We start from the raw sequence: 14,859 nt of genomic DNA on the forward strand, positions 1-14,859 counted from the left end.
GCAGCGTCGGCATCGAGACTCGCTGTTCGCCCTTCCTGCTGACATCCCGCCACGCGCAACACTCCCGTTCGACCAATCACCCCACAGGAGGATTCATGCGGAAACATGTTCGATTGACGTTAGTCGGAGCTGCGCTGGCACTCGGAGTCGCGGGGGGAACCGTTCCGAACGCCTCGGCAGCGGCGAGTGCGCATCCGTCCGGGTGCCACTACGAGGTCCCCAGCGGGAAGTGGGGCGGGGTCGCCCGCTGCTCCAAGAGCAACGGCGGTCACTACCGCGCCTTGGTCCTCTGTAAGGACCCGGACACCGGGCGCCTCAGGGAGTTCGTGGGCGACTGGCGGACGACCGGGTGGTCCCGGGCCTACTGCGCGATCGGGGGCACGGCGTCGTCGGCCGGCGTCGAGACCAAGTCGACCTGAGGAGCACAGGGCGCTCGGCTCCAGCACGCAAAACCACTTCTCAGCCACCGCGCAGCGAAAGGACCCACATCCATGAGGAAACTGCCGCTTCTCGTCACAGGCAGTGTGATCGCCGCCTTGTCCTTCGGCCTTCAGGGCACCGCGTCCGCCGGGCCCGCCGGCGCGACTGGCTGGCCGACGGGCTGTACCTCGAAGACCAACTACGAGAACGGCGCGATGGCCCGCTGCTCCAAGAGCAACGGCGGCCACTACAAGGCGAGCGCCATCTGCAGCCGCATGGACGGCAGCGGGAAGATCGACGTGGAGGCCCCCATCTGGCGCTCCAGCGGCTGGTCGTACGTCTTCTGCCCGCCCGCCACCGTCTTCTCCTCGGCGGGAATCGTCACCAAGGCCTCCTGAGGGACGGCACGTTCTCCAGGCGCGCCCGCCCGCCTGCCGCACCGATCCCGGTGGGGTGACGTGACGGCCGGTCACCCGGCCCGAACCGGCGCGGCTCACCGGATCCCACGACGGGGCCTCCTGCACAGATCACGGGTATCCCCCGACCCAGCAGGAGGCCCCTAAGTGGTCGAATTCGACGAGTACGTGGTCGCCGACCTGATAGGACAGGCCGACGCCAAGGAGGACCCGTCCGTGGCAGGGCCTCGGCCGGGCCGTGGAGACCTGCGTCGCCGCCCATCGCGACTGCCTGCGCAGCCCATCGCCCAGCGGCATGCTGCCGGAAGCCACCGGACTTGCTTCCGGTCGACCGCAGGACGACTCGGAGAGCCTGTCGGTCGAAGCGCCGAGCGAAAGAAGGCGGCACACGCCCTCGTTCGCGAGCTCCTGGCCCAGGGTCACTCACGCTGGGCGATCGCCCGTCAATCTGGGCTGGGGCCTCAACGCCGTCCTCCGGTACGCGAACGCCGCACGCTGACTGGACACCTTCCGCGAGAACCGCCCCCGGCCCAGCAGACTGGACCTGCGGCCGGCATATAGCCAGTGCATGCAGGTTCCCAGCCGTGGCAGGATGGCCTCATGTTGATCCGAAAGGGCGATGCCGCGTAGGCGTCCCAAGGCCGTCCGTGCACAGCGGTGGCGGCCACGATGGCAGGATCCGGTTCTAAGGGTCCCCGGTGTCTCCGCGCGGACTCGTGCAGCCATCCGCCGGGTCGAAGACCAGGAGATGTGGCCCAACGCGGTCGCCAAGGCACTCTCGTGTTTCGAGTGGGCTTTTAAGGAGCCCGGACGCTACTTGGACGCCTCCGCCTTTGATTCGCCCGGGGTGGGAGATGCCCGTGATGACCTGGAGTGGGCGCTGCTGTACCTTCCGCCCGGAGCCAAACAGGACTTGGGCCGATTGATCACGCGTATCGATGTGGAATTCGAGCGCCGCACTTTGCCGGAACCCAACTACAACGAGTGGGCGACGACGCGCTGGTGGTGGACCAGAATGCGTGAACGCTGACGGTCCCCGAGGTCGCTGCCCCTCCCTGCAATCGAACGAACCTGTCACCCTCCACGACCGCTCCCCAAGATCGGTGCCAGAACCCGAGAACGGACTCTGGCCACAGGCCCTCCGGGCACCCGCCGCAGCTGACGGGCCCACGCCTCCGCCGCCCCTCCCGCGCTCACTGAGCCTTTTCAGCGTTGCGTCTCCAGGGTGACGACAGCCTTGGTGATGACGGTCATGCGGTTGGGGCTGATCCGGGATCTGCGGAAGCCGCAGCCGCCCGCTACCCCGGCATCACTCCCGGCAGTCTGCACTCCGCCATCGTCACCATCCGCGCCTGACAGAAGGAACCGAGCAACGCCGAGGCGTACCAGAGCGCCCATCACCGCGCCGCCGAGATTGCCATCGCCGAAGGCGGCGGCAGGAGAAGTGCCAGGCCGGGTGACCGCGTTCCCCCGGATGGGTGCCGCAGCGGGCTGCGGCCTGAGTATTGAACTCATCCCTCGGAGCCATCTACTGCTCTGACTGCATACGCATTTCTGGTCTCCGTCCCTGACTAGGAGGCACCGCCCGTAGCGCCCACCGCTGTTCGAGCCGCCGCCACGAATGCTGCGATCGCAGGGTGCCTGCCGCCGCCCGCGCGGAAGGCGACCTTCGAGCGGCGGAAGAGGGGCAGCCGGGTCAGGACCACGTCCTCGGGGGCGTGTGCGGTGGCCATCTCCGGTACGAATCCGGCGCCTTGCCCGATGGCCGCCAGTGCCAGGACCGTGCGAAAGTCGTTGACCTGATGGCGGATGCGCGGCTGGAAGCCAGCCGCCTGACAGGCGCGTACGGCCATCGCGTGACCGGTCGTACCGTCCCGGGCCGTGATCCATGGGGACATGGCCCACGGTCCGAGCAGCTCGGCCAGCGTTTCGCCGCGGGCGACGAGACCGGGGGCGGGCGCGCTGCCGGTGGCCAGGTACATCGGCTCCTCCAACAGGGGCACCTGGTCGATCGTGGTGTCCGGTGACGCGGGCACGAAGTCGTAGTCGTGGACGAGGGCCACGTCGAGTTCGCCGGCGCGTAGGCCGTCGGAGACTCGCGCCGAGTCGATCTCCTGCACCATGGGTTCCAGCGCGGGATGCCGCTGGGCCAGTTCGGCCAGCGTGGCAGGCACGATCGCGGGGCCGCCAGAGGGAAACGTCCCGATCCGCAGCGGCCCGCCGATGCCCTCGCGTGCTACGGCCAGCTCGGAGACGGCCAGTTCGAGGCGTTCGAGGACGGCGTCGGCGTGGGTGACGAGGGTGCGGCCCGCAGGCGTGAGCACCACCCGTCTGCCACTTCGTTCCAGCAGGGGTACGCCCGCCTCGCGCTCAAGCACGCTCAGCTGCTGGGAGACGGCCGAGGCGGTGAAGGTCAGCGCCTCGGCGACGGCCGCGATGGTGCCGCGTCGGTCCAGTTCGCGCAGCAGGTGGAGTCGTCGGACATCGAGCATAAGGTGAGCTTACGCATAAGCGAAGAAACATGAACTGGATCTACTGGGTTTGTGTCGGTCAGGCTGGGCGTATGAAGCCCGAAGCGAATCTCACCGGACTGTTTGTCCCTTTGGTAACTCCGTTCACCGACGACCTGCGCCTCGCCCCGGACGCGCTCGCCTGCCTGGCCGACGAGGCGCTGTCGGCCGGCGCTCGCGGACTCGTTGCCCTGGGCACCACCGCGGAGGCGGCCACGCTGACCGCCGAGGAGAAGCGAGCAGTGGTCCGCATCTGCTCGGCCGCCTGCCGGGCACACGGAGCTCCGCTGATCGTCGGCGTCGGCACGAACGACACCGCCGCCGCCATCACGACACTGCGGGAGCTCGCTCAGAGCGGTGACGTCGCCGCGGCGCTGGTTCCCGCGCCGCCCTACACCCGGCCCGGTGAGGCGGGAACGCTGGCGCACTTCACGGCGCTCGCCGAACAAGGGGGCCTGCCGCTGGTCGTCTATGACATCCCGTACCGCACCGGTCAGCCCCTCAGCACCAGCACCCTGAACACGATCGGGCACCTACCGGAGGTCGTCGGGGTCAAGTACGCGACCGGCGCGATCGACGCAGCCACGATGGAACTGCTCGGCTCGTCGTCACCGGGCTTCGCGGTGCTCGGCGGCGACGACGCCGTCATCTCGCCGCTGCTCGCGGCGGGCGCCCACGGCGGCATCCTGGCGTCGGCCAATGTCCGCACCGCTGACTTCGCCGAGCTGATCTCGCTGTGGCAGCGTGACGCTACCGGGCCGGCCCGAAAGCTGGGAGCAAGGCTGGCCCGGCTGTCCGCCGCGCTCTTCGCCGAGCCGAACCCGACCGTGATCAAGGGGGTGTTGCACGCTCAGGGCCGCATCCCCAGCCCGGCCGTCCGGATGCCGCTGCTGGCCGCCTCTGCCGATGCGGTCCGGCGGGCGGCGGACCTGGCCACAATCCGGACCAACGCCCACCACGAGGCCGCAGCCTGACACGGGCCCGTGGTCCCCGGGAGAACCCTGTGGACTTCGATGCAAGCCGATTGCGCCCGCCCGCTCCCCGCCCACGGCACCCCGCGTGGGCGAGCTCTCGGGGCAGCCGAGGCGGCGGGTTGATCCATAACGTGGACATGTCAGCAGCTGTGACGATGAGATTGCGACGAAGCCCGAATGACTGATGAGATCCGGAAGATCTACCTGCAGGCTGCCGAGAAGGCGGTGTACCTGCTTGCCGCAGAGCAGGTCGCCCGATGCTGGGAGACCGAGTCCGTGCTCCCCGGGATGTCAGTGGGTGGGCTGGCCGGTCACCTTGCGCGTAGCGTCCTCCAGGTCGAGTGGTTCCTCGACGGTCAGGTATGCGGCGCAGAACCGGTGTCACCGGTTCGGTACTACGCGCGGCTCTCAGATACGTCGTTGCCGCACTCTGCGCTGAACGTCGGGGTGCGTGCCCGCAGCGAGGAAACTGCTGCAGCCGGCCCCACTGTCGTGGCTGAGCAGGCCCGGGCAGCGTGGGTGCGACTGTCTCAGCGGCTGGGAGTGGAGCCGGCCGATCGGCGAGTGGCCGTCCTCCATCGGCCGGGAGAGGAGATGTTGCTCGACGCATACCTGCAGACCCGTTGCGTCGAGCTGACGGTGCACCTCGACGACCTCGCGCTCAGTGTCGATGCGCCATGCCGAGTGCCCGACGCTGCGCTCGCCATCGCGGTGGATTTGCTGGTCGCAGCCGCCCGGGACCGGCACGGCGATCAAGCCGTGTTGCATGCACTCGCCAGGCGTGAGCGTGACCTTGACCAGGCCCTGCGTGTGTTGTAGTCCTTCGCACTGCAGACGGGTCATCCCTCAAGGCCAGGAAATTAGCGGTCGGCCTCCGGTGCCAAGAGGATTGGCGTGAGGCTGATGTGCCCTCGGTTTGCGCGATGGGCATATCGCCCGAGAGCGAGCCTTTCAGCGTTGCCTCTCCAGGGTGAGAAGGGCCTTGGTGATGACGGTCATGCGGTTGGGGCTGATCCGGGATCTGCGGAGGATCTGCCAGCACTTCAGCCGTGCCATGCCGCGTTCGACAGGGGCCCAGGTCTGGGCGAGGGCACGGTTGACAGTCCGCTGAGTGGGAGTGAGCTCCCAGCCAGGGCGGGTCGCTCGCAGTGGATACGGAACCAACAGGGCTCCTGTGCCGATGGGTTGAGACTTCGAACACCTCCCTCAACGGCGTTGGAGCCCTGTGCGTTGCGAACCCCTCCCTCGTCCCGGCCCCGTCACCCGATCAGCGGCCACGCTGAAAACGCTCACTGCGCTCCCTATCTCGTATTTGGGATTGCGTGAAGAGCCGAGCTGCGAGGAAAGTCCGAACGGTCGGTCCGCCAGAGACCGGCGTAGCAATAGAGGCGGTCCGCCTACGCCACCGGAGCAAAGCCCGACACGAACCAGAAGCCGGGACTGCCGTTCACGCAGAGAGGTAGCCCCTTGGGGCGGTCCCGCCAGTGCTGCCGCCGGCGTAGATGGTGGCCTCCTTCGCGGTGGCCGCGATGCCGTCGGTGCCTGTGAAAATGCGTCGGCCCCAGCCGGTCAGGGAGTTGGCGTTGAAGTTGTGGACCATGTCCAGGTAGCCGCCGGTGTTGCCGCTCCAGGACCAGCCCACGTAGCCCAGGTTGAGTTGCTCGGCGGTGGCCATGATCGCGTCCTCGTTGGGGTTGCCGTCGGTGTGCCAGTCGCCGAACTCGCCTATCACCAGCGGCAATCCGGCGCTACCGAAGAAGCCGAGGTAGTCTCGCACGGTACCGGCGTTTTCATAGACCCCGTACATGTGGATCGAGAAAATCGTGTTCCTGTCGGGGTCGTCCTCGAAGACCCTGCGAGCGTCGTTGCGCATGGTACCCGAATGATCCTGGCCCCAGTTGGGGGCGTCGACCATGATGGCGTGGCGGAATCCGGCGCTTCGCAGCTTCCGGATGGCGGCGCTGGTGTCGGAAGCCCAGCGCTCGTAGCCCTTGTTACCGTGTGGCTCGTTACCGATGTTGATGACTACGTAGTTCTCCTGGCCAAACAGCGCGCCTTTGACCTTGATCCAGTAATCGGCGGCCTGGGAGAGCGTGGCGGCGCCACTCACCTCGCCGTAGCCGGTGGTGTCGTGCACCTCTGGCACACAGATCAGGCGGTTCTGCCTGCACAGGCCGATGATGGTAGAGACTTCTGAGATGCTGGTCATCGGCCAGTGTTGGCCGCTGGAGAGCACCACACGGACGGTGTTGGCGTCCTTTGTCTTAATGTCGGCGAGGGAGCCAGTGCGGTCGGTGTACCAAGCGTGAGGATGGTTGACGCCGCGCATTACGAAGTCGTTGCCGTTGGCCTCGACGACACGTCCGTTGCTGACGCGGATACCGGTGACGGCCTCGGCCTCGTCGGCGGGCTCGGGCGCGGACGCCAGCGTCGCGGCCGTTTCTGTGGGCAACAGATGCCTCGGTCGCTCCTGCATGTTCTCTCCTCAGATATTGCGCTCCCGCATAAGGGCAGTGAGCCGGGCTGACTGCAGCAGGAATTGGAGGGGCGGGATCCGTTCGTTTCTGACAAGAGTCACCGACTTGCTGGCGGGATTGATCGGGTACGCGCTGAAGACGGCTGGCCGTGCCTGCTGGGTGAGGATCCCGGCCTTGGCCACAGCGTCGGTGTTCTTGTGCGATCACGGCACGGGGGTGTAATCACCGTCCTCGTCCATCTCGAAGCTGCCAGTGGTGCATCCGTCGACAGCAGTGTGTCTGAGCCATTTACGGGAAAGGCGGTGCAGATGTGCGGCCGCCGGCTCCTCCCACTGGAGCTGGTGGCCGGAGCAGGCCACCTTTGAACATCAGCTTCCGCGTGCCCGGAATGGCCTTGTAGAGGTCCGGGACCGATAGGAACGGGACGGTTCCCGGAGCGCTGTTCACCGTTTTGTCGTGCTCCCCGTACACGATGAGCAATGGCACCTTGTCCCCAAGGATGTTCTTCACCTTCACGTCGGTCTTGTTCCAGCCCCACCAGAAGGCGTTCCGGAAGCGCAGCATTCCCTGGTGCACCCCGTACTACTTGGCGCCCAGTTGCTGCCGAACGTGTCACTATGAATGATCGCGTCCCAGACGGTGTCGACCATGCCCTCCTCCCGCTGCTCCGGGCAGTCGATCTCTCTGTTCCAGACCCTCTCGAAGCCCTCCCTGCTGGTGACGTTCATGGGGAAGCCCCCACTTTGCGTCCGTGCTGGCCGGCAGGGGCAGTGGGAAGGGCGGGTCCCAGTCGGTGCCCGGGGCACTCTCCTGGTAGTTGGGCCCGAAGACCGGCGCCAGTAGGAACAGGCTGCTCACATTTCCTGGGTGCTCGATGGCGTCCTCCCGCGTTGTGCATGAGGTCGCAATCCGTGTCAGCGGAGCCTGCTCGAGGCCCGAAACGTCCGTGACTCGTTCCAGCTTCTCCGGGGCGCATCAAATTCCACGCTACTCGCTACCCCAGGCATTGTCCTACGATGCGCGGACTGCCTCACTTGCGCGCCCACAAATCATCTGACGGATGATGTTTTGCCATGGGGAATCAGCCCTGGCATTTGGAGTGTCGCCCTCTATTGATCCGAAACTCCTCGCTGGCCAACGGCCAGGCATGCCGCCGGACTTCGGACCGTGCGGACCGGATGGCCTGCAGGGATTTCTCGCCGGAAGCGGCGAGAGTGTCGGTCAGGCTGAGATGCTCAGGTCGGAGGCGACCGGGCCGAAGACCGCGGGTTCACAGCGCAGCATCGCGACATCCAGGAGGGTCTTGCCGCGATCGTGGACGGCGCGAGGCTTGCGCCACGGAGCCAGTGCCTGGGATATGGCCTGGTCTTGCGGACCGTTTCGACGAGCAGGACCGAACCGGCCGGTGCTCCACGACGTATTCACGTACGTCATCGCGGACTGCCTCAGCGTCCCACTTGGCCCGTGCCAGCAGATGCTGCAGGCCATCCGGTGTGGCGTGCCCGGCATGCTCGGCGATGGTCCAGCAGTTCTTCCGCGGCAGGCCGGACAGCAGTCCCACAACGACCGACCGCGCCCGGCGTCGAGGTTCGGTCCGCGTGAAACGGCCCGCAATCCGGCCCATACGTGCATCGAACATGTCCCGCCAGCGAGCCAGGTCTACGCTATGGCCCGCGGCCAGCTCTTGATCTTCGTGTGTCCACACAGCACGCGATGATCACCGGTTGCCGCACCTGTCCTCACACCGCCCCTGGCCAGCTAGATCGCGGCCTTCGGCTGGGATACTTACGATAAGCATGCTGGTCAATCTCGGCGCCTTCGGTTGGAGGAGGTTCGCGATGACACACGATGGCGGGCTGAGGCTGCATCTGCAGCGTGTCCTCCGCGCACCGCGCTCGGTCGTATTCCGAGCGTTGACCGAACCGCAGGAGCTGGCCAAGTGGTGGGGCCCTGACGGGTTCACCATCCCAAGTGTGGAAAGCGACCTTCGGCCAGGCGGTAGGTATCGAATTGCCATGCAGCCTCCGGAGGGCGATCTGTTCTACCTGGTGGGGGAATTCGTTGAGGTCGACCCTCTGGAACGCCTGTCCTACACCTTCCGATGGGAGGATCCCGATCCCGAGGATCGGGAGACGGTGGTAACGCTGTCGCTCCGCGATATCGGCGGTACACGGGCCGAGTTGGTCATCGGCCAGGGTGACTTCGCCACTGAGCGGCGGCAAGCTCTTCACGAGGAGGGCTGGACTCAGAGTCTCAACAAGCTGGAGGAGCTGGTGTCGTCGGCCTGAGATCTTTGCCGCGGGCAGGGGCCCTGACGGTAGCCGTACCTGCCTTCGCACCGCCCCTGAACAGCACAATCGAGATCTACGGCTCGAAGCACTAACTGCCGTTTCCCCTCGTCGGGTTGAGGACCGTCGACGACGCGAGTTGCTCGGCGAAGAGGCCCATGACGACGGCATCACCCTGTCCGGAAAGCGGCCGAGCAGGGCGACCAGGTCCTCCTCCGGCTCAACCTAGATCTTCGGCGGTACGCCGGACGTCACCTGGTGCCGACGGCCGACGAGCCTGACGGACAGGTGCTGATGTGCCTGTGGGGCGTGCCCCCGGTTGAGGGAGTGTGTGACAACTGTCAGCACATGCGGCATGGGCACCGCCGGACTACGCCCAGCATGTGTCGAGCCACTGGCGCACGGCCAGGCCGTTTAGCTACTTGCTCCAGCACGCTCTTGGGCGTCGCCCAGCTGGGCTTTTCGGGACAGCTCGTCGAGGTGGATCTCACCGTGGCGCTGCCTGACTGACTCGAACGGCGTATCGCACCCACGCTCCTACGGCGGGCGATACAGGCGATGGCGTGGGGGCGGGCGGCTGTGTGCCGGGAGTTGGGGAGCGGCGTGCGGATGATCATGACTCTCTGAAGGCGTTCCTGGACCCGGCCCTGCGAGAGACCGACGCCCACCTCGAGCAGTGCCGGAACAGGCTCAAGTCTCTCTACCCGCACCGCGACAGTGCGCCATACGAGCTCTCGTCGCCCGTCATCGCCGCGCGGACGCGGCCCTCGCCCCATCACGGCACACGTGCGCCGCGGGGCCTTGTGGCCGGCGCACCATGGCGGGTATCCGTGGGCTGCCTGGGCACACGAGAGGTCATGTACGGACAACATGCGCGTCCCACCAGCAGCAGTCTGTTCGGCCCCGCCTCCGCAAGCGAGGCGTCGGCGCCCGGCCATACCGGTGCCAAGTACTCACGGCGCAGTCGGCTCACCGGCCGTCTGCGCCGACGTATCCTCGTCTACCGGGCGATCGACTTCCTGTCGACGCACATCCCGGACACCTCCGGGCCCGGCGAGGAATGCCTGCTCCTCGTCCACATCCGGCAGGTCGTCGGCCGGGTCGAGTACCGGATCTGCACCGACTGCGCCCAGGGCGTCATCACCGCCGTCGTCATCGACGAACGCTTCCACAACACCGGCCTGGGCACCCGCGCACTCTCCCACCTACGCTCCCGCCACCCGGGACTGGCCTGGCGCAGCACCCTGCGCAAGCGCACCACCCGGGATCTCCTGCGCCGGATGCGCATTCCCACAACCACCTCTGCCGCACCCTGTCCCCACGCCCACCAGACACCGTCCTACTCGCGCCCGATACTCGCCGACGACTGAGCCACACGACCCGCTCAGCAGTCACAGCACCCGGTGAAACACCCGCGTTGAACCGGCGCTCGCGCCAACTGCACTACCGCAGCGACGTCCTCGCCGGACCACCCGGTCTCGGTGAGGAGCAGGACGAGAACCTCCGACCATGAGTGCAGTTGAAGCGAGGGGTCGATGAGAGCCTGCTGGATATCAAGCATTGCCTGCACGCAGCGGTGAGAGGTCCGTTCCTTGACCACGCGGAGTTCAAATCCTTGGTGGGCTCAACGAGAAGAAACCGCCAACGTGGCAGGCGCACTCGGGAGGTGAACGGTGTGCCTCCAAAGGGCAGCGGCGTCTCCAGGGCGACACCGTAGGCATGGAGATCACCGCCTCCCCACCGGCCATCCCGGCTTCGTGCAGGGCCTGTTAGCCCTTGTTTCGGTCCGTGAGCGCCGCCGCGGTGGCGGAGGCAAAGGCTTCCGGGTTGTCCAGCATGATGTTGTGCCCGCAGTCCGGGATCGCGACGACGGACACCCCGGCCGCAGTGAGCGCGTCAGCGCCCGGAAGCGGGCCGTCGGCTTCGGGCAACAGATAGGCGCGGGGAATCTTCAGGTCCAGCAGAAGCTCGCGCATGGTGGGGACCGTGCCGCGAGTGAGGTGGACCGCACTGCGATGCAGGGCCTCCCGGCCGGCCAGACGCATCGTGGACCACCAGTGGGAACCGACCCGATCACGGACCTCTTCCCACCCGCCCACCAGAAACTGCTGCTCGGAGTAGGAGGCGATCCCGCTGCTGCCGCCAGAGGAGGGGGTGGCAGCTATCGGGTCGAGGTTGGCGTCGACCAGGACCAGCCGGGAGACCAGGTGCGGGTGCCGCACAGCCAGGACGATGGCCACCGAGCCGCCCATGCTGTGGGCGATCAACTCGGCGCCGGTGACACTCGCGCAGGTCAGGGCTTCGGCGAGCGCGTCCGCGTGTGATTCAAGGGTGTAGTCGAAGCCCGCGGGCCGGTCGCTGATGCCGTGACCCAACAGGTCAACAAGCAGCGAACGGCGGCCCGACAGCAGGGGATGGACCGCGACCTCCGTGAAGTAGGCAGGCGAAGTCGCGCCCAGACCATGCACGTAGACGCGTGGCGGTTCCTCCCCCGGCAGCTCAACCCAGCGGATCTGGTCGCCCTCTGGCGTCACGACGGCGCTGCGCACAGTCTGCTCCCCTGCAGTCGAAACCAATGGAAAGACGAGAGTAGTTCCCGACCTCCTCTGGTTCGCCCGCGGGATCGATACCGCCTAGCGACGCGCGGGCGCGGTGGCGGAGACGAGTGGCGATGTTGGAGCGGACGGTGGGCCGGAGTGGCGGCGGATCGGCTCGTCGCGCCAGCAGTGGGGTGAGGGTACGGTCACGCCACGCAGTTGCGGTCGATCGTCGCATTCACCGTGCTGCTGTCCGTCTTCCTCCACGGCGCCGCCGCCACCCCGGTCATCCGCCGCCTCGACGCCCTGCGCGACTCCTCCCCCACCCCACCCTGAATACGCAGGTCTCCACCTCGCTCGTGACAGTCAAGGGCACCCCTCGAAGTCAGCCGCTTGGGTGGCGAGCTGTCGTCCGGGAGAGGGATCACTCGCGGGGCTCGTCACGCGTGCCGCCGCTCTGCTGCGCGAAGCGCAGCAGGAGCAGGGCGATGTCGTCGCTACGGGGTGCTCCGCCGCGGGCCTGGCCGATGAGGTCGTCTGCCAGTCTGCTCACCGGGTCGTGCTCCTGAGCCGCGGTGATGCGGGCGGCGACGGCCGCGATGCCGTCCTCCAGGTCCTCACCGGGAACCTCGATCAGGCCGTCGGTGTACAGGGCGAGCAGGGTACCCGGCTCGAACGGGATCTCCACGGACGTGTACGAGGCGTCCGGGTCGATGCCGAGGAGCAGTCCCGGCGGCAGGTGCAGCATCTTCGCTCGGCCGCCGGCGTGGCGCAGTAGCGGGGGTGGGTGGCCGGCCGTGGCGAGGTGGGCGGTCCGGGCCGCGAGGTCGATGTGGGCGTAGACGCAGCTGGTGAACAGTCCCGGTTCGAGGTCGGTCAGAAGCCTGTTGGTGCGTGCGAGGACCTCCGCCGGATGTGCTCCGGCGGAGGCGTGGACGGCTGTGCGGACCTGGCCCATGAGGGCTGCGGCGTTCACGTTGTGGCCCTGGACGTCGCCGACGGCGGCTGCGACGGTGGTGTCGTCGATCCGGATGAGGTCGTAGAAGTCGCCGCCGATGTCGAGCCCGTGCGCGGCCGGCAGGTAGCTGGCGGCGACTTCGAGGTGCGGGACGCCGGGCAGAACGCGCGGGAGCAGGCCGGTCTGCAGACTGTGGGCGAGATGGTGGGTGGAGTCGTAGAGGCGGGCGCGGTCCAATGCTTGGGCGATGAGCCCGGCAAGGGAGGTCAGGATCGCCCGTTCGCCGGGGACGAACGGGCGGGGACGGGCGTAGGCCAGGATGAGAGTGCCGATGGGCCGGCCGGACGCGATGAGGGGCAGGAAGGCCCACGCCGCCATGCCGTCCCCGATCACGACGGCCGGGAAGGCGGCCGCGAGCTCGTCGGCGTCCGCGAAGAACAGCGGCTCGCCCGTGCGCAGGCCGTGGGTGCTGGCCGTGTGGATGTTGAGCGGGATGCCGTCGTAGCGGGCCATGAGCTCGGCCGTGTAGCCACGGAAGCCGACGATGTGCAGGCGCTGCTCCTCGGCCACCAGGAGTGCCAGGGCCTGGGCGCCGAGCGCGGGGACGAGGAGGTCGGCGGCCTGGTCGACGACGTCGCGGGCGTGGACGGCCTCCGTGAGGGCGGCAGCCAGGTGCATGAGCTGGTAGAGGGCGGTGGCCCGGCTGGGTGAGGGCTCTGCGGGGACGGCCGCCGGTGCAGCGGGTGGACGGGCCGACTCGTCGAGGGTGACCGGGGTGATGCGGACGCTGATCCCGGTGTCGTCCGGGTGGAGGTCGAAGCGCAGGTTGCGGCCGCTGGGGGGCGCGGCAGTGAAACTACGCGGCAGCCGGCTGATCGCTGCGGCCCGGTAGTGGTCCTCGATCACGGGGGTGTCCATCCAGGGCAGCGCTTCCCAGGGCATGGCTCCGCGGAGCCGGGAGACGGGTGCCCCCAGCATCTCGGCCGCCTCAGGGGTGATGAAGGTGATCGTGCCGTTCAGATCGAGTGCGCAGTTGCCTCCGGGCAGCCGGCGGATGAAGGCCATGGCGGCGGCCGCCTCGGCCGGCCCGGGCGTGGGCGGGGGAAGCGGCCGCAGCATGACCGGGTACGTCGGCGGACGGACGGGGTGTCCGGCGTCCGCGGCCCGGCGCAGGTGATTCGCGAGAAAGCCGCAGGCCGAATCCACTGCGTCGCGTTCCAGGTCGGTCAAATAGGGCGCATGGGAGCCGGGCCACAGGAGGACGAGACCGGCCCCGGTGGACTCCGCCCCCTCGGGCACCGGGTCGGGGACGAGCGGGGCGGCGGCGAGGGCGAAGTCGTACGGCAGGACGAGGCCGAGGCGCGGGTAGTGCCGGGCCGTCTCCTCCTGGCCGCCCAGCCAGACGAACCGCCCGTCGCGGACCGCGTCGGCCACCGGGATGGAATCGTCCATGACGACCCGGGACCAGGGCAGCGCGAACTCACGGGCCAGGCCGATGGTCATCGCAAGATGGAGGACGCGCCCGGCGGGGTCGGGCAAATAGAGCATGCCCGTGGTCGCCCCTGCGTCCGCGCAGATCCGGACCAGGGTCTCCCCGAGTGCCCTCTGGCCGGCCCCTTCGTCCTCGGCAGGTCCGGCCGGCTCGGGCTGCTCGGCCCCCGGGCCACGCCCTGGAAGATTTCCCACCCATCTATGGTCCCCCCACACCCCCGCCGGTGCGTCGGCACCGGGCCGCCGCGGCGAGCCCACGCCGCTGACCGAGGGGTGGGCCGCGCGACCCGTGGCCGACCTCGCCCAGCCGTCGGGCCCGCGCCTTCTTCATGCAGGTGAGAAGTCCTCCGATGGGCTTGGGGGGACGCGCAGCCTGTGCGTCGGTCTGCGCGGTCATAGCGGGTCGTGTCCCCAGTTCTTCAGCAAGTAGCGCCATGGGGTATCCGTGATGTCGCCGCTGGGGCGCTGCCCGAGATGCCGATGGATGTAGCCGGTGACTTTGCGCACGTGGGCGATGTCGTCGTCGGTGAGGTCAGCCTTCTTGGAGCGCAGCGGTTCGACGATGCGTCGTCCCGAGGCATGTCCCACGGAAGGTCCTCAGCTCGGCCCGGCCCTGTGCCGTGTGCATCGTGATGTCCCGGCGCTCCTGGACCCGGCGGATCCGCAGGGATACGGCAGGTTGCTCCGGGCGCGCGCGAGCCGGCAGACCGCCGTGCGCTCCTCGTCGATGGGCCACCGGAGTGAGTACGCCCCTGGACCGGCCTGTGCCGGGCAGAGATCAGCGCATC

At 68.1% G+C, this 14,859-nt stretch carries 12 protein-coding genes and 5 pseudogenes; 7 read left to right on the top strand and 10 right to left on the bottom strand.

Annotation, left to right across the window (positions count from 1 at the left end):
• Positions 1 to 491: 491 nt before the first annotated feature.
• Together ACFVGW_RS03565 and ACFVGW_RS03570 are read left to right on the top strand one after the other, a co-directional pair.
• The gene (locus ACFVGW_RS03565; protein ID WP_385850596.1) at positions 492 to 818 is read left to right on the top strand and encodes a hypothetical protein; all 327 of its coding nucleotides are present in this window, start codon (positions 492 to 494) and stop codon (positions 816 to 818) included.
• Between the two features lie 835 nt (positions 819 to 1,653).
• Complete coding sequence (locus ACFVGW_RS03570; RefSeq protein ID WP_385850597.1) at positions 1,654 to 1,866, top strand: hypothetical protein; 213 nt, start codon at positions 1,654 to 1,656, stop codon at positions 1,864 to 1,866.
• 176 nt (positions 1,867 to 2,042) lie between these two features.
• On the opposite strand, the pseudogene ACFVGW_RS03575 reads toward ACFVGW_RS03570, so the two are convergent.
• Together ACFVGW_RS03575 and ACFVGW_RS03580 are read right to left on the bottom strand one after the other, a co-directional pair.
• Positions 2,043 to 2,120 (bottom strand): annotated as a pseudogene (locus ACFVGW_RS03575) (IS5/IS1182 family transposase); the annotation flags it as partial.
• A gap of 287 nt (positions 2,121 to 2,407) precedes the next feature.
• The gene (locus tag ACFVGW_RS03580) at positions 2,408 to 3,328 is read right to left on the bottom strand and encodes a LysR family transcriptional regulator (protein ID WP_385850598.1); all 921 of its coding nucleotides are present in this window, start codon (positions 3,326 to 3,328) and stop codon (positions 2,408 to 2,410) included.
• Positions 3,329 to 3,357: 29 nt separating this feature from the next.
• Between ACFVGW_RS03580 and dapA the strand changes: the two genes are divergently transcribed.
• Positions 3,358 to 4,320 (top strand): 4-hydroxy-tetrahydrodipicolinate synthase, encoded by a 963-nt coding sequence (dapA, locus tag ACFVGW_RS03585; protein WP_385850599.1) that lies wholly within the window; start codon positions 3,358 to 3,360, stop codon positions 4,318 to 4,320.
• Positions 4,321 to 4,497: 177 nt separating this feature from the next.
• Positions 4,498 to 5,139 carry a maleylpyruvate isomerase N-terminal domain-containing protein gene (locus tag ACFVGW_RS03590; RefSeq protein ID WP_385850600.1) on the top strand — a complete coding sequence of 214 codons (642 nt, stop codon included), beginning with the start codon at positions 4,498 to 4,500 and terminating at the stop codon, positions 5,137 to 5,139.
• Between the two features lie 132 nt (positions 5,140 to 5,271).
• On the opposite strand, the gene ACFVGW_RS03595 is transcribed toward ACFVGW_RS03590, so the two are convergent.
• The 5 genes and pseudogenes from ACFVGW_RS03595 to ACFVGW_RS03615 form a co-directional block, all read right to left on the bottom strand.
• Positions 5,272 to 5,502: a transposase family protein gene (locus tag ACFVGW_RS03595; protein WP_385851001.1), complete on the bottom strand. Its 231-nt coding sequence runs from the start codon at positions 5,500 to 5,502 to the stop codon at positions 5,272 to 5,274.
• A 265-nt stretch (positions 5,503 to 5,767) separates the two neighbouring features.
• Positions 5,768 to 6,796, bottom strand: a complete 1,029-nt coding sequence (locus tag ACFVGW_RS03600; protein ID WP_385850601.1) for a glycoside hydrolase family 5 protein — start codon at positions 6,794 to 6,796, stop codon at positions 5,768 to 5,770.
• Positions 6,797 to 7,085: 289 nt separating this feature from the next.
• On the bottom strand, positions 7,086 to 7,361 hold the full coding sequence (locus ACFVGW_RS03605) for a hypothetical protein (RefSeq protein WP_385850602.1): 276 nt from the start codon (positions 7,359 to 7,361) through the stop codon (positions 7,086 to 7,088).
• Positions 7,362 to 7,923: 562 nt separating this feature from the next.
• Positions 7,924 to 8,186: pseudogene (locus tag ACFVGW_RS03610) on the bottom strand (IS1380 family transposase); the annotation flags it as partial.
• Between the two features lie 16 nt (positions 8,187 to 8,202).
• Positions 8,203 to 8,421: pseudogene (locus ACFVGW_RS03615) on the bottom strand (transposase); the annotation flags it as partial.
• A 172-nt stretch (positions 8,422 to 8,593) separates the two neighbouring features.
• Between ACFVGW_RS03615 and ACFVGW_RS03620 the strand changes: the two are divergent.
• The 3 genes and pseudogenes from ACFVGW_RS03620 (at position 8,594) to ACFVGW_RS03630 (ending at position 10,455) form a co-directional block, all read left to right on the top strand.
• The gene (locus tag ACFVGW_RS03620; RefSeq protein WP_385850603.1) at positions 8,594 to 9,085 is read left to right on the top strand and encodes an SRPBCC domain-containing protein; all 492 of its coding nucleotides are present in this window, start codon (positions 8,594 to 8,596) and stop codon (positions 9,083 to 9,085) included.
• 420 nt (positions 9,086 to 9,505) lie between these two features.
• Positions 9,506 to 9,595: pseudogene (locus ACFVGW_RS03625) on the top strand (RidA family protein); the annotation flags it as partial.
• A 347-nt stretch (positions 9,596 to 9,942) separates the two neighbouring features.
• Positions 9,943 to 10,455 (top strand): hypothetical protein, encoded by a 513-nt coding sequence (locus ACFVGW_RS03630; RefSeq protein ID WP_385850604.1) that lies wholly within the window; start codon positions 9,943 to 9,945, stop codon positions 10,453 to 10,455.
• Positions 10,456 to 10,854: 399 nt separating this feature from the next.
• Here the strand turns inward: ACFVGW_RS03630 and ACFVGW_RS03635 are convergent, their stop codons facing one another.
• The 3 genes and pseudogenes from ACFVGW_RS03635 to ACFVGW_RS03645 all read right to left on the bottom strand — a co-directional run.
• Entirely contained in the window at positions 10,855 to 11,634 is a 780-nt protein-coding gene (locus ACFVGW_RS03635; RefSeq protein WP_385850605.1) for an alpha/beta fold hydrolase, read from the bottom strand.
• Between the two features lie 412 nt (positions 11,635 to 12,046).
• On the bottom strand, positions 12,047 to 14,266 hold the full coding sequence (locus ACFVGW_RS03640) for a SpoIIE family protein phosphatase (RefSeq protein WP_385850606.1): 2,220 nt from the start codon (positions 14,264 to 14,266) through the stop codon (positions 12,047 to 12,049).
• Positions 14,267 to 14,464: 198 nt separating this feature from the next.
• A pseudogene (locus ACFVGW_RS03645) lies at positions 14,465 to 14,668 on the bottom strand (DUF3140 domain-containing protein); the annotation flags it as partial.
• Between the last annotated feature and the right edge of the window lie 191 nt (positions 14,669 to 14,859).

Origin of the sequence: Streptomyces sp. NPDC127129 (assembly GCF_042671585.1) — a bacterium.
GTDB lineage: Bacteria > Actinomycetota > Actinomycetes > Streptomycetales > Streptomycetaceae > Streptomyces.